Below are 18,284 nucleotides of genomic sequence, written 5' to 3'. Positions count from 1 at the left end.
GCTCATCTATCACTCCAGGGGGCTGGAAAATGACTGACGAGACCCGGGCCGGCAAGGTCGGGACCGACACGGCCGAGGAGTCGGCGCTCGATGGTGAGGCCGTTCTCCTGCACTCCCAGGACGACCCGGTGGCCTCCGCCGCCGTCGACGCGGCCGTCGAGACGGAGTTGCTCGACGACGCCCCCGCCCGCCAGGCGGCCGACGCCAGGCGGGAGAGCGAGCGGCAGATCGCGGCGCTCACCCCCAAGGAGCGGGAGCGGGTCCAGCGCCTCCAGCGCGAGCTGCGCACGATGGGCGCCGACGTCTGGCCGGTGGCCAGGTGGTGGGGTTACGAGATCCACCTGAACGAGTCGGCCGCGCTGCTGGCCGCCGAGTTGCCGCAGCTCATCGGCGAGACCGCGGGCGCCGTGATCGGCTCCTGGCTCGCCCCGCTCGTCGAGCGCTCCGTGCGGGCCAGGTCGGACTGGATCGCCTCCATCGCCCGCCCGTACGGGGTCAGGCTCGTCTCGCCGTGGACCGCGCCCGGCATGCTCGTCCCGGCCCGCCAGGACGGCAGGCCCGCCGGTGACACCAGCCTGTACTGGGCGGTTCACGAGCCCGGCGAGGGATGGAGCCGCGACCAGCGCTTCGTCGACCACTTCAGCGGGTCGAGCCCCGCCCTGGCCCAGTTCCAGGACCGGCTCTTCCTGACGCACCGCGGCAAAACGGGCGACTCCAGCCTGTGGTGGACGGTCTACGACGCCGAGCAGGGCTGGAGCGACGACGAGCGCTTCCCCCGGCACCTCAGCGCCGCGACTCCCGCGCTGGCGGCGTACGACGGGCAGCTGTTCTGCGTGCACAGGGGCGCCGGTGCGGACGAGTCGCTGTGGTGGACCCGCTGGGACGGGGCGAGGTGGAGCGACGACGAGCGCTTCCCGCAGCACTTCAGCAAGACCGCTCCCGCGCTGGCGGCGTACGACGGGCAGCTGTTCTGCGTGCACAGGGGCGCGGGCGCGGACGAGTCGCTGTGGTGGACCCGCTGGGACGGCTCCCGGTGGAGCCAGGACCAGCGGCTGCCCGGCCACGCCTCGCGCTCGAACCCGGCGCTGGCCACGTACCGCGGTCACCTCTACTGCGTGCACCGCGGCGCCGGCGGGGACACGGCGCTGTGGTGGACCCGCTGGGACGGAGGGAAGTGGAGCGCCGACCAGAAGCTGCCCGCGCACCACGCCACCGAGGGCCCGGCCCTGACCGTCTACAAGGACCGGCTCTACTGCCTGCACCGCGGCGCGTCCGACCAGAGCCTGTGGTGGAGCAGCTTCAACGGCTCCGGCTGGCTCGCCGACGAGCGGCTGCCCGACCACCACAGCGCCGAGGGCCCGGCCGTCATCGCCTACCGCGACAAGAACGCCACCCGCGACCAGCTCCTGTGCGTGCACCGGGGCGTGCGCTGAACGGCCGCGTGCGGCGGGGCGCGCGCTGAACGGCGAGTGCCGGCTCGCGCGGCGAGCCGGCACTCTCCTTCTTCGCTCTACCAGCCGGCCAGCTGCTCAAGGAACCACTCGATCAGCGGCCTGGACACCGCGCTGTGCTCGGTGTTGGTGGTGTCGCAGCAGAACGCGTCCAGCTGCGTCTCGTCCTTCGGCAGGTCGCTGAGGTCCAGGTGCAGCTCGGACGGCCACTGGTACAGGTCCCTGGCCAGGGCGACCGCGCTGACCGCGGGGACGAAGCAGCTGCTGCGGAAGCGCGGCTCGATCGTCAGCCCCATCGCGTCGGCGAGCCGGCCCCACGCGTCCAGCGTGCCGCCGGGCGCGCCGTCGAACGCCGGGACGTGTGAGGTGGCGCTCGTCCACACCGGGGCGCCGAAGCGCACGGTGCCGATGTTCTGCAGCTCGCCCAGGTCCGGCTGGAAACGGGCGACGAGCTGAAGCGCGTCGAGGTTGAGGTCGAAGACCGGGGTGCCGGCGGGCAGGCCGTTGCCGACGCCGTTGCCGGTGGCGTTGGCCATGCCCAGCTTGTACGGGCGCATCGGGAACCAGCCCACCCTGCGCAGATCCTCGATCCACTCCTGGCGCAGCGCGTTGTCCGTCACCGGGCCCGAGTAGTCGGCGCTCTCGACCCAGCCCCACAGCAGCTGCTGCGCGGCGGGGCTGCGGATCAGCTCGGCCTGGCCCGGCCCGTCGGAGCGCGGGTCGAGCGCCTCGTGCAGGTAGGCCAGCTGCTGGAGCACCAGCGGGATCCAGGCGCCGAGGTGCGGGCTGTCGTAGGAGAAGTACTTCTCCGTCTGGTGGTCGATGCGCTCGGTCTCCATGCGGGCCAGCGCGTACCTGGTGATCAGGCCGCCCATGCTGACGCCGCCCACGACGAGCTGGGCGTCGCCGATGCGCTCGGCGATGGCGCGCTGCACGGCGGTGACCGCGACGGCGGCGTTGGCCTGGACGGCGATGTGCCGCTGGTCGAAGCCCAGCAGGATCACGTCGATGCCGAGCGTGCTGAGCTGGTCGAGGAAGCCGGGCTTGCCGGGCGCGTACGGCTTGTTGAAGTGGCGCCACAGCTCGTCCAGGTCGCTCGGACCGTAGTTGAAGCCGTCGGCCAGGATCAGCGGCCTGGTCAGCGCGTCGTGCCCCTCGGCCAGGTGCACGGCGGCGCGGCCGGTGGCCAGACGGCCGTGGTGCGGGCTGTCGCCGACCAGCTCCCAGACCTGCTCGGGCGGGCGGGTCTGACCGGAGCGCTCCGGCGGGCCGGCGAACCAGACGCCCTGGTGGCCGAGCGCTTCGGCGATCCGCTCGACCTGTTCTGCGGACAGGCTGCTCTCGATCCCGTGGGCTCTGGTCTCGACGTCGATTCTCGGTTCCTGCGGCATTTCGATCCTCTCGCTTGCGGAGGGGCCACCTGGGGCCACTGACTTCACCATACGGTCACTCTCCGTAATTAACCGAGGACGACACGTGTTGCCGCAGAAGGGTGTATTCGCCGGTCAGGCACCTGCTGGAAGCAGGTCCCGCAGGGCCGGGGTTCTTGCGCTCCGTACGGGGGTAGGCGGCTGCCTGGAGGGGCCGACCGGGGGAGGAAAGCCGATGTCTTCCATGTCTGTGATCGACAAAGAGTGCGTCCGTGAGCTGCTCGAATCGCGTCATCCTGACGCCACGCTGGTGTTCGTCCGCGGTGACTGCGTGGTGCTGCCCGCCTCCGACGTGGACGAGGCGCACAGGGGCCTGGTCATCGCGCGGCGCGACGAGGTGATCGCCCAGTTGCCGGCGGGCGAGCCGACGGAGGACGAGCTCGACCGGCTGGCCATCCGGCTCGACAACGTGGTCCGCGACCTCGGCGCCTGAAAGCGGTTGAGCGTTTTCGAGGTACGGTGGCGGTCAGGCGCTTTCGAGGTACTGCAGCACGGCCGCCACCCGCCGGTCCGTCCCGTCGGTCGGCGCGAGGTCGAGCTTGGCGAAGATGCTGCGGATGTGCTTGTGCACGGCGCCGTCGGTGACGAACAGCCGCTCCGCGATGGCCGCGTTCCCGAGCCCCTCCGCCATCAGCGCGAGCACGTCGCGCTCACGCGGGCTCAGCCGTTCCAGCCGGTTGTCCGGGCGGCTGCGGGTCAGCAGCTGCGCGACCACCTCGGGGTCGATGGCGGTGCCGCCGTCGGCCACCCGGTGCAGCGCCGTCAGGAACTCCCCGACCCGGCCGACCCGCTCCTTGAGCAGGTAGCCGAGGCGGGAGCTGCCGTGGGAGAGCAGGTCGGTGGCGAACGCCTGCTCGACATAGGCCGACAGCACGAGCACGGCGAGCCCGGGCAGCCGCCGCCTGGCCTCGACGGCCGCCACGATGCCCTCGTCGGTGTGGGTCGGCGGCATGCGTACGTCCACGATGGCGACGTCCGGCTTGTACGTGTCCACCGCCTCCAGGAATCCGGCGGCGTCGGGGGCGGTGGCCACCACGTCGAGCCCTTCCGCGCGCAGCAGCAGCGCGAGGCCCTCGCGCAGCAGGGCGTCGTCCTCGGCGATCACTATCCGCATGGAAGGCTCACATTCATGGTGGTCGGCCCGCCCACAGGGCTGGTCAGGGTGAAGGTGCCGTCGAGCGCCTCGGTACGGCGGCGGATCCCGGCCAGCCCGGACCCGCCGTCCTCGACGGCCCCGCCGCGGCCGTCGTCCACGATCTGGATGCGCAGCCGGTCGTCGGTCCGCCGCACGGTCACGGTGGCGCGCCGCGCCTTGCTGTGCTTGGCGATGTTGGTGAGGGCCTCGGCCACCACGAAGTAGGCGGTGGCCTCGACGGAGACCGGGCAACGTCCCGGCACCTCGGCGTCGACCTCGCACGGCACGGGGCTGGCCGCGGCCAGGCCGCTCAGCGCGTCGGCCAGGCTGCGATCGGCCAGCACCGGAGGCAGGATGCTGCGCACGACCGCGCGCAACTCGGCCAGCGCCTGCTCGGCGGCGTCCTGGGCCCGTTCGAGCACGGCGTCGGCGGTGGCCGGGTCACGTTCCACCGCGCGGCGGGCCGCGCCCAGCAGGACGTTGACGGCCACGATCCGGTTCTGCGTGCCGTCGTGCAGGGAGCGCTCGATCCGGCGCAGCTCCGCGGCGTGCGCGTCCAGCGCGGCGGCTCGGGTGGCGGTCAGCTGGGCCACCCGCAGGGCCAGGTCGGTGCCCGGATCGGCGGCCAGCAGCCGGCGGCCGGGCCACGCCTGCAGCCGGGCCATGCCCGGGATGAGGGCCAGCGCGAGCCCGAGCCAGAACAGGCTCATCGGGCTCACCAGGAGCGCGCTCGGCAGGTCGTCGGCCGGCCAGATCTCCAGGATGGCGCCGGCCCGATCCTCCGGCCCGAGCAGCGGCCAGTAGAGCGGGAACACCAGGTCGAGCGCCGCCCGGAACGGCAGCGTCAGCCCGATGGCGCCCAGCAGCAGCCCCATCGTGGCGTGCCAGGCCAGCCAGAGCAGCTCCCGGCCGGTGGCGGGCTGCCTGACGGCCACCCGCCAGTCGGCGGGCACCGGATCGGGGTTGATGATCTCCGGGCCCCAGCGGGACAGCCGGGCCCGTTCCCTGTTGGCGACCGTACGCAGCCCACGCAGGGAGATCGGCACCAGGCGCAGGCCCACGCCCGTGAGGCAGAAGGGCAGCACGGCGGCCAGCCCGATCAGCGCGATGAGCGCCAGGGCGCTGGTGCCCATGCCGCCCACGAGGTGTTCCAGCCCGTCGAGGGTGGTGCGGGCGCGGGCGAACACGTCCCACGAACGGGCCCGCCGCTGCTCTGCCGCCGGCTCCTGGGCCTGCATCCGCACCTCCTTCGTCCGCGCTTCGTCCGCTCTTCGTCCGCTCGGACACGCACAGACACTAGGACAAGAGGTGGGACATCAGGCAATCGCCGGCCGAAAAGTACAGCTAGCTGTACCTCCGGCTGTCCCGCTACTGGGATCGTCGCGGCCCGCGCCGCTCCGTAGCGTTCTCGACATGACGAACGGATCGATCGAGGAGCGCATGATGACCGATCACACCACCGAGACCCGTCCCGCCGGCGTCCTCTCCCGGATGCGCCGCCCCGTGCTCTGGCTGCTGCTGGCCGTTTTTGCGGTCTGCAACGCGGTGTCGTCCATCGCCGACGTCAACGTGTTCATCGGGGTCGGGTTCGGCCTGGCCACGCTGGGGTGCGCCGCGGCGCTGATCGCCCAGCACTACGAGACCCGCAGGAACGACCGGAGCTGAAGGACTTGCGGATCAGCCGATCCTGGTGTCGGATTCCGGACGACAAGCACCGATATTGCCGGAGGGGCCGAGCATGCCGGAGAGCACCGAGGTCGTCGTCATCGGAGCCGGCCCGGCCGGCCTGACCCTGGCCAATCTGCTGCGGCAGGCGGGCGTCGCGTGCGTGGTGCTGGAGCGGCAGAGCCGGTCCTACGTGGAACGGCGGCAGCGCGCCGGCGTGCTCGATCACGCCGCGACCCGCGTCTTCGAGGACTGGGGCCTGGCCGAGAGCGTGCTGGCGGGCACGCACCGGGACTCCACGATGGAGATCAGGGTGGACGGCGAGCCGCGCTTCCTCGACGTGGTCGCGCTGGCCGACGGCAGATCGGGGCGGATCGTCCCGCAGCAGGTCCTCGTCGGCCGGCTCGTCGCGGCCTTCGAGGCGGGCGGGGGAGACCTGCGCTTCGACGCCGCCGAGGTGACGCCGCGCGGCGTCGAGGGTGACGCCCCCGTCGTCTCCTACCGGGAGCAGGACGGCACCGTACGCGAGATCGCCTGCTCGTACGTGGCCGGCTGCGACGGCCACCACGGCGTCAGCCGGGCGAGCGTGCCGGAGCAGGCGCTGACCACGTACACCTACGACCACGGCATCGGCTGGTTCACGGTGATGGCCGACGTGACGCCGCCGCGGCACCCGATGTTCGCGATCCACCCGGCGGGCTTCGCCGCCCACTTCCCGAGAGGGCCGCAGGCCAGCCGCTTCTACCTGGAGTGCGCGCCCGCCGACGCGCTCGACGACTGGGACGACGCCCGGATCTGGGCCCAGTTACGGCTGCGCCTCGGCGACCCGGGACTGCCCGAGGGGCCGATCACGGAGAAGGCCGTGGTGGACATGCGCAGCTTCGTCGTCGACCCCATGCGGTACGGGCGCCTCTTCCTGGCCGGGGACGCCGCCCACATCATCACCCCGATGGGCGGAAAGGGGATGAACCTGGCCATCGCCGACGCGGACGTCCTGGCCCACGCGCTGCGGGCGGCGCTGCGCGAGGGGGACGGCGGGCCGCTGGAGGCGTACTCGGCCACGTGCCTGAAAAAGGTGTGGAACGCCCAGGAGTTCTCGCGCTGGCTGACCGAGATGACCCACGAGTCCGGTGACGCGACGCTGGCGGGGCCGTTCCGGCGGGAGCTGGCCAGGGCGCGGCTGGAGCGGCTGTTCAGCTCGGGGGCGGCGGCTCGGGCCTTCGCCGACCTGATGGCCGGCGGGTAACATTTCCCCTTCTAGGGTCATGTTGCGCTATGTGGGGATATTTGTGGATAAAACCTCTCAGGATCTGACCGAACAGGAAATCTTCATCCGCAAGGAGCTGCAACGGCTCCGCGACAGCATCGACAACCTCGACGCCGCGCTCGTCCATCTGCTGGCCGAACGCTTCAAGTGCACGCAGGAGGTGGGCCGGCTCAAGGCCGAGTACAGGCTTCCCCCGGCCGACCCCGAGCGGGAGGCGGCCCAGATCCGCCGCCTGCGCGCCATGGCCGAGGAGTCGAAGCTCGACCCCGTCTTCGCCGAGCGCTTCCTGAACTTCATCATCGCCGAGGTCGTCCGGCACCACGAGCTGATCGCCAGCAACCACGCGGCCTCCCGCGGCAACTGACCCGCTGCGCGGGCCCGCTCCGAGCGTCCACACGCCCTTGAGCGTTCCCGGGCTTCAGACGTTCGAGCTTCAGACGTTCACCAGGGCGACTTTGACCGCGTGCGGGTCGTCGCCGACGAGGGGGACGGCGAAGACGGCCGTGCGGTCGCGGGCGCCGTAGACGACGAAGCGCAACCCGTCCTCGTCCCACGTGTCGCGCACGTCCGAGGTGAGCTGGGCCGAGGCCGAGCAGTAGGCGGGGCTGCGGCGCAGCAGGTGCAGCGATGCCTCCAGCGGAACGCTCCCGGTGGGTGTGAGAGCGAGCGGTCGGCGCAGGCGGACCAGTAGGCGGCGCAGCGGGACGAGCCAGTAGCGGTCCAGCTCCGATGACAGAGCCAGCAGCGCCGCGATCTCCGCCAGGACCACGACCCCCGCCAGACCGCCCGCCAGACCACTGGGCAGGGTCTCGGCCGGGAGCAGGCCGGGCGCCGCCGCGAACAGCACGGTGACCAGCGCGGCGGCCAGCAGCAGCCCCGCCCGGGCGAAGGAGCGCGCGTCCACGGGCTTGGCATGGGTGCCCAGGCAGCCGCACGACGCGGCGGGCGCGGCGACGTGGGCGTAGGCGAGATAGACGAGGAAGCCGGCCGACAGCAGCGCGGCGGCGACCCCGCCGGGAAGATGCGCGGGCGACGGCGCGGCGCCCCCATCGAGGAGGTGCGCGGTCGCCCCGCCGAAGAAGAGGGCGGGGAGCAGCAGGGCGGTGGCCACGGCGACCTCGGCCAGTCCGACGAGCCGCAGGACCGGGACCGCGCGCGCCGGGCCGGTGAGCCGGGCCAGAGCGGTCTGGCCGGCCTGTGCCCGCATCCGCCGGCTGAGCAGCTTCAACAGACCTGCCCAGAGGAGGAAGAAAGCGATCACGTACGGCTGAGACGCGGCGATCCCGTTCACGAACTGCCTCCTAGTGCGGGGAGAAGACCGTTGCGATGTCCACTTCGTTCGTGTCCGGCCGCCAGGCGCCCAGGATCTGCACGTGCTGGCTCACTTTCAGCATCGACAGGTCCTCGGTGGGCGGCGACTCGGAGTGGATGGCCACCGACTTGCCGGCGACGACGTGGCACAGCACTTCGTGACCGTTGTGGTCGAGGTGGAGGGTCTGTCCGGTGATGTTCTTGATGTGGCCCTTGATGTTGACGATGTTCAGCCACACCGACTCGGCGGCCAGCATCCCGTCCGGCATGCGCACACCCCTGGCGTACAGGCCGTCTCCCGGCTTGGCCTGGTCGAACGCGACCGGTCCCAGCTTCCACAGGCTCGTGCCGTCCACGACCCTGATGGTGTGGAAGACCATGTTCGAGCCCAGGACGAGCAGCGTGTTCTCCTTGATCGAGCGGATCCGGCCCTCGGCGAAGTCGGGGTCGGGCGCGCCCGGCTCGACCTTCTGCGCGGGCGCGGACGCGGTGGCGGCGAAGGCCGCCTCGGGCCCGAGCGAGCCCATCGCGGTGGCGGCGACGACGCCGGCGCCTCCGCCGAGTACGGCGGACCTGAGCACGTCCCTTCTGCTGCGCATCTGCTCCGCCTCCTCAGGCCGTCGAGATCTCGGCCGGCCGCAGGCCGGAGGAGAGGCTGGCGATCTGGCTGTAGGCGGCGGGGGTGAGGTCGATCAGCCGGTTACTGGCGCAGGTCGCGCCGCAGCAACTGCGCTCGCCGCAGAACAGGTCGGTCTGCGGGCCGCAGTCGGCGATGGCGGTGACGACGCTGGAGCCGCTGCACAGGGCCGTGATGCGGTGGCGGAACCCGCACGTACGGCGGGACAGGCCGACGCCGCAGCTGTCGGGGCGGGTGATGGCCCAGCAGGCGTCGGAGGTGTTGGGCCAGGCGTGCTGGAGGTTGCCGGAGTTGCAGGTGCCGCAGGCTCCCTTGCCGGTGCTGCTGCACGGGCCCCAGGCGGTGCCGCAGCAGAACCAGGAGACCTCTCCTTGGACGGGGCCGAGTAAGTCGGCGGGCGGGTCGGTGGCCGTGCTTCGCGCCATGGCGCGTCCTCCTTGGGTGAGCTCTGGACGATCTCAACGAGGGGTTTGAAGCTTTCCGACTCGATCTACAACTACCATGTAAGGATTTTTCGTCAATGCCCGAATTTGTCAGGGCATGCGGCGGCCGGGAGGCGCATCCGGGCGGGTGGATCAGGCGCAGAACTCGGCGATCGTCGCCGCCAGCACGTCCGTGACCAGCTCGACGGAGGCCATATCGGCCCACTCCGTGTCGGCGTGCGCGCCGCCGCCGTCCACCCCGAAGAGCAGGCACGGGATCCCGGCGCGGGCCAGCAGGGCGCAGTCGGTCCAGAACGGCTCCGCGCGGATCACCGGCGGCCGGCCCAGCGCCCGCTCCACGTGCCGCAGCAGCACCCGCGCGATAGGAGATTCCTGATCGGCCTCGAACGGATCGCGGTGCAGGCCACCGCGCAGCTCGTACCGGAAATCGGGGACGGTGGCGGCCAGCCGGTCGAGGATCTCGGCCAGCTCGGCCCGTACGGTCTCGGCGCTCTCACCGGGAACCGTGCGCCGCTCGACGGTGATCCGGCAGCGGGCCGGATACGTCGAAGGGCCTTCCCCGCCCTCGATGAGCGAGGCGTGCACGGTGCCGGGCCCGAGCAGCCGGTGCCCGCCCGAGGCGGCCAGGCGCAGGCCCAGCTCCTCCAGGGCGACGAGGAAGTGACCGGCTTTGGCGATCGCGTCCACGCCCAGGTCGGGGCGCGAGCCGTGGGCGGCCAGGCCCAGGACGTCGATCTCGAACCAGGCGAACCCCTTGTGCGCGAGCGTCACCTCCAGCAGGCTCGGCTCGGTCACGATCGCCGCGTCCGCGGTGAACCTCTCCAGCACCTCCTCGGTGCCGAAGCTGGCGTGCTCCTCGTCGGCCACGCAGGCCACGATGACGTCACCGCGCAGTGGGCCGGCCGCGATGGCGCGGGCGGCGGCGGCCATCATGGCGGCCACACCGCCCTTCATGTCGAAGGCGCCGCGGCCGTATATCCGGCCGTCCTGGACGCGCGGGGTGAGCGGGTCGCCGTCGTACGTGCCGTACGCGACCGTGTCCAGATGGCCGTTGAGCATCAACGACCGCCCGCCCCCGGTGCCGCGCGCCACGGCCACCAGAGACGGGCGGCCGGGCCTTCGTTCGAGCCGGTGGAGCTCGAAACCGCGCTCGCCCAGCCACTCCGCGCACAGCTCGGCCACCGCCGACTCGCCGGCGCCGCCGGGGGAGAGGTCGGGATTGACCGAGTCCGCAGCGATGAGACGTTCGAGCAGCGGCAACGGATCGCCGGCGGACGATCCGGTGGATGGTACGGCGGGCGGCACAACGGGCGGCATGGCGGGCCTCCTGGGGGATCCAGGCCCATCATGCCGCACCGCTTCCCAGCCGGTCCGAACCGCTTCCGGCCGGTCGGCACCGCTTCAAGCCGGCCGCATCGCGTGTCGGCCGGCTCGTGCCGCTCAGGTGGCCTGCGAGTTCTGGGCCGTCTGGTAGACGGCCATCGCCTCGTTCCCGAAGAACGGGCCGAACATGAAGTTCGGGGCGAAGTTGTAGGTGAAGCTGTTGAGCGAGTTCAGCCAGCCGAGCCCGGTCGCCGGGTCGAACCCCTGGAACCACGGCCCACCGCTGGACCCGCCGGTCATGTTGCAGCGCAGCCCCTGGTCGTTGGTCGAGACGGTGTCGTTGAACGCGCGCCCGCTGCAGTAGATCAGCTCGGAGCCGTCGAACGGATCGGCCGCCGGATAGCCGAACGCGAAGTTCTGCCGCTGCCTCGGCTGGTTGAACGCCACCCCCTGCCCGCCCACGACGTCGGTCAGCGTGCGGCCGTTCAGCGGCGCGACCACCACCGCGGCCACGTCGAAGTTGATGTCCTCGCGCGCGTTCCACTGCGGCGTGGTGAACATCTCGCTGGCCACCCAGGTGCCGAACGGGCGCCGGCCGTCGTCGAAGGCCGGGACGAACGCCCAGTTGCGGTGCGCCGCGCCGTTCAGCTTCACACAATGTCCCGCCGTGATCACGACGCTCTCGTTCGCGCTGGTCACGGCCGAGCCGGAGCAGGATGAGTTGCGGCCGTCGGCGGTGGTGAAGAAGACCCGGCCGGTGGTGCGCACGACGGCGCCGCCGTCGGTCCACTGCAGGCCGGGGCTGTTGGCCACCGCGGCCTGCAGCCTGCCGTTGCTGCTGCCCGAGGTGCCGCGGGTCGCCCACGGTCTGCCCTGGGACGGTGTGCGCGACCGGACGCCACGCCGGGGCGCGGGCGCCTCCAGTGGTTGCGCGGCGACCATGCGACGCGGGGTCCAGTACTGCGAGACGGACCTGCGCTCCGACCAGGAATCCGTGGCGGACCAGGTGACGGGCCTGCTGGGATCGGCCTGGGCGGCGCCCGCGGGGATGAGGGAACCTGCCAGGGCGAGCACGAAAGTGGAGAGCAGGGCGACTCTGCGGTGCATACGTACCTCCTGAAACGCGGAATCTGCCGTAGGGAGGTACGTACGGGGTCATCCATCCGCCTCAACGCATGCACATTTAGATATGGCGTCATACCTGTACGAAAGCGCCCGCGCACGGAGGGTAACTTCTGGATCGCTGCCCGGGGTATGTGCTTTCTTTGCCGAATAGGCGTCGATTGATGACGCTTTTTCATCGCTCTTTTCCGGATACGGGAAATTCGACTTCGGCGTGGCGTTGTCATCTCGCTCGCGGCAACTGTAAGCATCGTACCGGTCTGGCGACTATAGGTCGCATGCGGAAAGGAACGGTAATGTTCACCCCACTGAGAGAAATGGCGAAGCCCGCACTGCGCGGTCTTCTCGCGGCGACACTGGCGGTCACCATGGCACCGGCGGCGAACGCCGACTCCAAGGACGACGACCACCACCACCGCACCAGTGACAGGGGATTCGTCGATCACCACGATGACGATGACGACGGCGGAAGAAACTGCAGGCCACGCACCTTCTTCCGGATCCACCAGATGTCGCCGCGGAACTTCTACCTGCCCCGCACCCGCTACATCGACGGCCCCGGCGGCTCCATGACGGTGTCGGTCACGCGCGAGGCCGAAATCACCGCATTCCTCGAAACGGAGAACGAGAAGGCGAAGGACTTCTCCAAGACCATCGACACCAAAACCGTCGTCGACCATTTGCGCCGGCTCGGGCTGCCGCACCTGGAAGAGCGGCACATGGTCTTCTCCGGCCATGAATTCACGAAGGAAATCAGCGACGGCATGTACGGCAACATGTGGTACCGGGTATTCGGTTACCGCGTCGGCTGGTCCGCCTGGTCGGTGCTCGGCACCTGCGAGCGTAACAAGGTCGCCGCCGGCATCGCCAGCGTGCCGTCCCGCGTCGAGGGCTGGCGCTACTGGGAGACCAAGCACCCGATGTTCAAGCGGCGCAAGCTGTCGGTCAAGTAGGGGAGGGGCTGAGACGCAGGTCAGCGGGATAGCCGGGTGCGTTTCCGGGTAGAGCGTGACTCAGTCCGGTAGTGGCCGGACGCGCAGCCGTCCGGTGCGCCGAACCTCAAGGGCTTCATGAGGGGGAACACCATGGCCATCCAGCGATATCTGGGTCTCACATCGTTCCGACTTCCCATGCTCCGGTACCACGAGCCGCCTTGGGGCGGCGACGACGAAAGCTACAGCCGCGCACGGCGCAGGCGCCGTCGCCGCCGCTGAGCGGATCCGCCGGAAGAGGTGAGGGGCCCCGCCCTCACCTCTGGCGTCTCGGCCGCTTCCGCTGTCTCGCCGGGCGCTTGCGCTGTCTCGATCAGGAGAGCGCGGCCGGGATTCTCATCAGGAGAACGCCGCCACCGAGATGCCCATAGCCCGCTGGTTCTGGCCCGAAGCCTTGGCGTCGGTGGAGTTGACCGAGTAGACGAGCGTCCTGGCCAGGTCGCGCGTCGCACCGACGCCGGCGGAGTAGCCGTAACGGGCTCCGCTCTTGCCGTACGCGACGAGCCCGCCGGGCAGCACCAGCCTCGTCATGCCGGAGGTGTACACGGCCGGCTTGTCGCACGCGCCGAACATCGTCACGTCCGGCACCGTGAACATCGGCTCCAGCTGGGCGGGCGGCACCACCTTGCCGGAGAACAGCGCCTTGACGAACTTCTCCAGGTCGGCGGCCGTCGAGATCAGGTCGCCCGAGGCCCAGGTCGAGGTGACGCTGGTCTCGGTCATGTTCACCACGTGCCCGTCGCCGTACGGGACGGCGTCGTCGAAGCCCGCGGGCACGGACTGGTAGCCCTCGTGGTGCGGGCCGCGGATGCGGACCGAGGCGCCGGGCAGGTAACTGTTCTTCATGCCCACCGGGCGCAGGATCCGGGTGGTGACCTCGCGCTCGTACGACCTGCCCGTGACCTGCTCGATCAGCAGCCCCGCCACGAACGTGTTGGTGTTGAGATAGTGCTGCGCGGTGCCGGGGGTGAACTCGATCGGGTTGCGCACGGCCAGGGCCACGTACTCCTCGGGGGTCCACTTCTTGAACCTGGTCCGGTAGGCGTACTCGAACGTACCGGGCACGGTCGGCGCGGGCAGGCCGCTGGTGTGGTCGAGCAACTGGCCGACGCGCACCTTCGGGTACGAGGCGGGCAGCAGTCCGGGCAGCCGGTCCTGCACCGCGTCGTCGAGTGACAGCTTGCGCTCGGCCACGAGCTGCAGCACGACCGCGGCGGTGAACATCTTGGTCACGCTGCCCGCCCGGAAGCGCGCGCCGGCCGTGGCCTTCCGCTTCGTCGTCAGGTCGGCCACCCCGCGCACGGCCCGCCACGAGCCCTTGGTGCCGCTCACCCGGACGATCGCCGCCGTGGCGTCGGCCGCGGGCAGCCCGGCGATCGACTCGCGCAGCGCCGCGTCGTTGATCGGCGGCACCTTCACCGGAGGGTCGGTGCGGACGGCGGCCGGCGCCGGGCACGGCGTGGGTGTGGGTGCGGGTGTGGGCGTGGGCGTGGCGGCCTGGGCGGGTGCTCCGACGAGCAGGGTGACGAGGGCGAGGCCGGCGGCAGCGGTCTTGATCATGGTGAACTCCGGGTTGTCGCGGGATGGTCCTGTGGGATGTGGCAAGCCTGCTGGGCGCACCCCCCTCCGCGGATCGCCGGTACGACCCATTCGTCCTCGCCTCTGAGAGGGAGCCGCCAGATCCCTCTCACCGGCGATGCCCTTCCCCCGGCCCGCGAGGAGGATGTCGCACCATGAGTGCTGGATCCGTCTTCCCGGCCGGACGGGCAAAATGGGGCGTTATGACCGAACCGCGGTATGTCATCCGGCTCCGCGGCTGGGTGGCCACGCTGCCCCCCATGCTGGTTGACGGCGCGCTCGCGGCGCTCGTGCTGGCCGCGCAGCTGTGGCCGTTCGTCAGCGCGGACAACCCGTGGGGCCGGCCGTGGCACTGGTGGGGCTACACCGTGGTGATCGCCGCGTCGATCCCGCTGATCTGGCGCCGCCGTGCGCCCGTGGCCGTGCTGCTGGGCGTGCTCGTCCCGACCGGCTGCTACGACTTCGTGGACGAGGTGGTGCGCCAGCCCGTCTGGTACGGCAGCCTGGTGGCCTTCTACACCGTGGCGGCCCACAGCACCCGGTGGATCCGCCGGCTCATGTTCGTCGTCACGATCTCCGGCGGCCTGCTCGTCGTCGGCTCGTCCGAGACCGCGCTGCGCGGGATCGTGCTCTTCGTCGCCGCGTACGCCATCGGCCGGGCCGCGGCCGCCTCCCGCGCGCACACCGCCGCGCTGGAGGAGCGCGCCGCTCAGCTCGCCCGTGAGCGCGAGGCCGAGGCGGAGCGGGCCGCCGAGCGGGAGCGGGCCAGGATCGCCCGCGACATGCACGACATCCTCGCCCACGCGGTCAGCGTCATGGTGGTCCAGGCCGAGGCCGGGCCGGTCGCGGTGGCCGCCGCCCCCGACCGGGCCGTGGCCGCCTTCGACGCCATCGCCGCCGCCGGGCGCGACGCCATGGACCAGTTGCGCCGCATGCTGAACGTGCTCAAGGAGGAGCAGGGGCCACGCGGGCCCCAGCCGACCATCGCCGCGCTGCCCGCCCTGGCCGAGCAGGTCAGGGCCGCCGGGGTGCACGTCACCTGCTCCACGTCCGGTGAGCCGGGGGCGCTGTCGCCCGACGCGGAGGTGGCCGCATACCGGATCGCCCAGGAAGCCCTCACCAACATCGTCAAGCACGCGGGCGCCGCCCGCGCCCGCATCGCCCTCGCCTGGCAGGACCACGCACTCATGATCGACATCACCGACGACGGAGGTCCCGCCGCGAGCGGCCGGGACCAGGAGTTGCCCTCAGGAGGCAACGGCCTGATCGGCATCCGCGAGCGCGCCGCGGCCTGCGGCGGCAGCGCCGTGGCCGGCCCGCGCGAGGACGGGCCCGGCTTCCGGGTGCGCGTCCTGCTCCCGCTGGCGGCGTCATGACGCTCCGCGTGGTGGTGGCCGACGACCAGGAGCTGGTACGCGCCGGATTCAGCATGATCCTGGACGCCCAGCCGGACATCGAGGTCGTCGCCGAGGCGGGGGACGGGGCGCAGGCCGTCGCCGCCGTCCGCGAGCACCGCCCCGACCTGCTCCTGCTCGACATTCGTATGCCCGTCATGGACGGCATCGAGGCGGCCAGGATCGTGTGCGCGGACGGCGGCTGCCGGGTGCTCATGCTGACCACGTTCGACCTGGACGACTACGTCTACGACGCGCTGCGGGCGGGCGCCGCCGGGTTCCTGCTCAAGGACGTGCGCAGGGACGACCTCGTGCACGCCGTACGGGTGGTCGCGGCCGGAGAGTCGCTGCTCGCCCCCTCGGTCACCACGCGGCTGATCGCCGACTTCACCTCAAGAGCGCCCAGGCCCGCCGTGCCGCCCTCGGAGCGGCTGGCCGTGCTGACCGGGCGCGAGCGGGAGACGCTGCGGATGATCGCGCGCGGGCTCTCGAACGCGGAGATCGCGCGGGAGATGGTGGTCAGCGAGCACACGGTCAAGACGCACGTCAGCAACGTGCTGACCAAGCTCAGGCTGCGCGACCGGGTCCAGGCGGTGATCGTCGCGTACGAGACGGGGCTGGCGGTCCCCGGCGAGCCCGCCTGAGCCCTCAGGGCCGGCGGTGCCCGGCGAGCCGGACCGGGATCTTCACCTGTGGACCTGACCTGGTGATCGGGTTAGGGTCAGATCGCTTCGCGAGACCCGCGAACGATCACGCGACCGACGGGAGCGCGCCATCCACGCCGAACCGATCACCCGCCTCCTCCTGGGACTGTCCGTCCCGCTCGCCCTCCTCATGGCGGCCCCGCCCGCCCGCGCGGACGTGCCCGTGTGCCTGCCCGAGACCCAGGTGTGCGCCGGCCTCGACGACGGCCGCTTCGCCTTCACGATCAGACCGCGGCCTGTCACGCTCGCGGTGGACGCCACGGTCAACGGCACGCCGGTCACCGGCAACCTCACGCACTTCACGGGGGAGGACTACGTCCAGGGCTGGTACGAGCCCTACCCGCCGCTGGTCCCCGGCGACGTGATGTGCCTGTCGTTCACCGCGCCGGGGGTGCCGCCTGGGCCGTACTGCGACACCGCGCCCTAGATTTTTTTTCCGGCGGTGACGCATCGCCGCTGCCAGGGGCGATAAGGCAGGTGTCAGGGCCGCAGCGGCCGGGAGATCGTCCGCTTAGCGAGGATTTACTTCGTGTTGAGCAACCTGGTGTCCTCGGGACACTAGGAGATGACATGGACGCGAACGAGCCGCGCACCGGCGGTTGGAGCCAGTTCGGCGACAGGCCGCCCACCGCCGGAGGGTTCACCCGGCCGACGAGCCCGTTGCCTCCGCCTCCGCCGATGCCGCCGGCGCCACCGAGGACCGGTTTCGTGCTGACCCGCAAGGCGATCGCCGGCCTCGCCCTGGCCGCCGTCGCCGCGATGTCGGCGGCGGCGCTGGGCGGCGGCGCGGTGGGCGCGTCCCTCGCGGGAGGAGGCGCACCGGCGGTGGTGACCGCCACGCCGGCCAACCCGAGCCCGGTGTTCCACACCGCCTCCGACCAGTACACGGTCGCGCAGGTGGCGGCGAAGGTGCAGCCGTCCGTGGTGATGATCCAGGGGCAGTCGAGCGAGGGCTCGGGCGTGGTGCTGTCGGAGGACGGCCAGATCCTGACCAACAACCACGTCGTGTCCGGGCAGAACTCCGGCCTGACCGTGAAGTTCAACGACGGGAAGACGGCCAAGGCCACCGTGCTCGGCACCGACCCGGCCACCGACCTGGCCGTGATCAAGGCCGAGGGCGTCTCGGGGCTGGCCAAGGTGGCGCTCGGCGACAGCGACCAGCTCAAGGTGGGTGACGACGTGCTGGCCATCGGCAGCCCTCTGGGTCTGGACGGGACGGTGACGTCGGGCATCGTCAGCGCGCTCGACCGCACCGTGACCTCGGGCAACGCCCCGAACGAGCAGCAGCTCCCGCCGGGCTGGGGCGGCCGGCAGCAGGGCCAGGAGGAGACGACCACGCTCGGTGGCATGATCCAGACCGACGCGGCGATCAACCCGGGCAACTCAGGCGGCGCCCTGGTCAACGCCGCGGGTGAACTCGTCGGCATCAACAGCGCGGTGGCCGCCGACGGCGTCAACCTGGGCTTCGCCATCCCGGTCAACACCGCCAAGCACGTCTCCGAGCAGCTCATCAGCAAGGGGACGGTGAGCCACGTGTACCTCGGCGTCAGCGTCACCGACGCCGCCGGCGACGTGTCCGGCGCGCTCGTCCGCCAGATCACGGCGGGCAGCCCGGCCGAGAAGGCCGGGCTCAAGGAGGGCGACCTGATCACCAAGATCGGCGCGACGCCGGTCCAGGGCGGCGACACGGTCGTCGGCCAGGTACGCGGCTACAAGGTCGGCCAGCAGGTCGAGATCACCTACCTGCGGAACGGCAAGGAGAGCACGGTGACCGTCACCATGCAGGAGAAGAAGAACTAACCCGGATCACGCTCCACGACCGCCGCCCGCCC

Annotated in this window: 19 protein-coding genes; 10 read left to right on the top strand and 9 right to left on the bottom strand. The window is 71.4% G+C overall.

The genetic code is table 11. The features are described from left to right. Positions 1–29: 29 nt before the first annotated feature. A complete protein-coding gene (locus AB0C27_RS06130; protein ID WP_357838613.1) occupies positions 30–1,433 on the top strand; it encodes a hypothetical protein in 1,404 nt (467 codons plus the stop codon). A gap of 77 nt (positions 1,434–1,510) precedes the next feature. On the opposite strand, the gene AB0C27_RS06125 is transcribed toward AB0C27_RS06130, so the two are convergent. Continuing rightward, positions 1,511–2,842 (bottom strand): hypothetical protein, encoded by a 1,332-nt coding sequence (locus AB0C27_RS06125; protein ID WP_357838610.1) that lies wholly within the window; start codon positions 2,840–2,842, stop codon positions 1,511–1,513. 214 nt (positions 2,843–3,056) lie between these two features. On the opposite strand from AB0C27_RS06125, the gene AB0C27_RS06120 reads away from it, so the two are divergent. Further along, positions 3,057–3,314, top strand: coding sequence for a hypothetical protein (locus AB0C27_RS06120; RefSeq protein ID WP_357838607.1), 258 nt, complete (start codon positions 3,057–3,059; stop codon positions 3,312–3,314). Between the two features lie 33 nt (positions 3,315–3,347). On the opposite strand, the gene AB0C27_RS06115 is transcribed toward AB0C27_RS06120, so the two are convergent. Both AB0C27_RS06115 and AB0C27_RS06110 read right to left on the bottom strand, forming a co-directional pair. Next, positions 3,348–3,995 (bottom strand): response regulator transcription factor, encoded by a 648-nt coding sequence (locus AB0C27_RS06115; protein ID WP_346108464.1) that lies wholly within the window; start codon positions 3,993–3,995, stop codon positions 3,348–3,350. After that, on the bottom strand, positions 3,986–5,254 hold the full coding sequence (locus tag AB0C27_RS06110; RefSeq protein ID WP_357838604.1) for a sensor domain-containing protein: 1,269 nt from the start codon (positions 5,252–5,254) through the stop codon (positions 3,986–3,988). Before AB0C27_RS06110 ends, AB0C27_RS06115 begins: the two co-directional genes overlap by 10 nt. 175 nt (positions 5,255–5,429) lie before the next feature. Here AB0C27_RS06110 and AB0C27_RS06105 point away from each other — a divergent pair, with 175 nt between their 5' ends. The 3 genes from AB0C27_RS06105 (at position 5,430) to AB0C27_RS06095 (ending at position 7,312) form a co-directional block, all read left to right on the top strand. Further along, complete coding sequence (locus AB0C27_RS06105) at positions 5,430–5,681, top strand: hypothetical protein (RefSeq protein ID WP_357838601.1); 252 nt, start codon at positions 5,430–5,432, stop codon at positions 5,679–5,681. Between the two features lie 73 nt (positions 5,682–5,754). Beyond that, positions 5,755–6,927 carry a 4-hydroxybenzoate 3-monooxygenase gene (locus tag AB0C27_RS06100; RefSeq protein ID WP_357838598.1) on the top strand — a complete coding sequence of 391 codons (1,173 nt, stop codon included), beginning with the start codon at positions 5,755–5,757 and terminating at the stop codon, positions 6,925–6,927. A 43-nt stretch (positions 6,928–6,970) separates the two neighbouring features. Next, positions 6,971–7,312 (top strand): chorismate mutase, encoded by a 342-nt coding sequence (locus tag AB0C27_RS06095; protein WP_357838595.1) that lies wholly within the window; start codon positions 6,971–6,973, stop codon positions 7,310–7,312. Between the two features lie 69 nt (positions 7,313–7,381). Here the strand turns inward: AB0C27_RS06095 and AB0C27_RS06090 are convergent, their stop codons facing one another. The 5 genes from AB0C27_RS06090 to AB0C27_RS06070 form a co-directional block, all read right to left on the bottom strand. Continuing rightward, a complete protein-coding gene (locus AB0C27_RS06090) occupies positions 7,382–8,239 on the bottom strand; it encodes a MauE/DoxX family redox-associated membrane protein (protein WP_357838592.1) in 858 nt (285 codons plus the stop codon). Positions 8,240–8,249: 10 nt separating this feature from the next. After that, positions 8,250–8,858, bottom strand: a complete 609-nt coding sequence (locus AB0C27_RS06085) for a cell wall protein (RefSeq protein ID WP_346108452.1) — start codon at positions 8,856–8,858, stop codon at positions 8,250–8,252. A 13-nt stretch (positions 8,859–8,871) separates the two neighbouring features. Next, complete coding sequence (locus AB0C27_RS06080) at positions 8,872–9,321, bottom strand: hypothetical protein (RefSeq protein WP_346108450.1); 450 nt, start codon at positions 9,319–9,321, stop codon at positions 8,872–8,874. A 150-nt stretch (positions 9,322–9,471) separates the two neighbouring features. Continuing rightward, positions 9,472–10,656 carry a M20/M25/M40 family metallo-hydrolase gene (locus AB0C27_RS06075; protein WP_357838588.1) on the bottom strand — a complete coding sequence of 395 codons (1,185 nt, stop codon included), beginning with the start codon at positions 10,654–10,656 and terminating at the stop codon, positions 9,472–9,474. 123 nt (positions 10,657–10,779) lie between these two features. Then, positions 10,780–11,769 carry a peptidase gene (locus tag AB0C27_RS06070; protein ID WP_357838586.1) on the bottom strand — a complete coding sequence of 330 codons (990 nt, stop codon included), beginning with the start codon at positions 11,767–11,769 and terminating at the stop codon, positions 10,780–10,782. Between the two features lie 311 nt (positions 11,770–12,080). Between AB0C27_RS06070 and AB0C27_RS06065 the strand changes: the two genes are divergently transcribed. Then, positions 12,081–12,737: a hypothetical protein gene (locus tag AB0C27_RS06065; protein WP_357838583.1), complete on the top strand. Its 657-nt coding sequence runs from the start codon at positions 12,081–12,083 to the stop codon at positions 12,735–12,737. A 378-nt stretch (positions 12,738–13,115) separates the two neighbouring features. On the opposite strand, the gene AB0C27_RS06060 is transcribed toward AB0C27_RS06065, so the two are convergent. Beyond that, a complete protein-coding gene (locus AB0C27_RS06060; protein ID WP_357838581.1) occupies positions 13,116–14,336 on the bottom strand; it encodes a serine hydrolase domain-containing protein in 1,221 nt (406 codons plus the stop codon). A 221-nt stretch (positions 14,337–14,557) separates the two neighbouring features. On the opposite strand from AB0C27_RS06060, the gene AB0C27_RS06055 reads away from it, so the two are divergent. From AB0C27_RS06055 to AB0C27_RS06040, 4 genes are all read left to right on the top strand, one after another. Beyond that, positions 14,558–15,730, top strand: coding sequence for a histidine kinase (locus tag AB0C27_RS06055; RefSeq protein WP_357838578.1), 1,173 nt, complete (start codon positions 14,558–14,560; stop codon positions 15,728–15,730). Continuing rightward, a complete protein-coding gene (locus AB0C27_RS06050; protein WP_357838575.1) occupies positions 15,727–16,392 on the top strand; it encodes a response regulator transcription factor in 666 nt (221 codons plus the stop codon). The genes AB0C27_RS06055 and AB0C27_RS06050 overlap by 4 nt, the downstream gene beginning before the upstream one ends. A 190-nt stretch (positions 16,393–16,582) precedes the next feature. After that, positions 16,583–16,879: a hypothetical protein gene (locus tag AB0C27_RS06045; RefSeq protein WP_357838572.1), complete on the top strand. Its 297-nt coding sequence runs from the start codon at positions 16,583–16,585 to the stop codon at positions 16,877–16,879. 143 nt (positions 16,880–17,022) lie between these two features. Continuing rightward, positions 17,023–18,252: a trypsin-like peptidase domain-containing protein gene (locus AB0C27_RS06040; protein ID WP_357838569.1), complete on the top strand. Its 1,230-nt coding sequence runs from the start codon at positions 17,023–17,025 to the stop codon at positions 18,250–18,252. The last annotated feature ends 32 nt before the right edge of the window (positions 18,253–18,284 follow it).

This window comes from Nonomuraea sp. NPDC048882 (genome assembly GCF_040649755.1).
Taxonomy (GTDB): Bacteria; Actinomycetota; Actinomycetes; order Streptosporangiales; family Streptosporangiaceae; genus Nonomuraea; species Nonomuraea maheshkhaliensis.
This window is presented reverse-complemented; position numbering and strand designations above follow the sequence as displayed.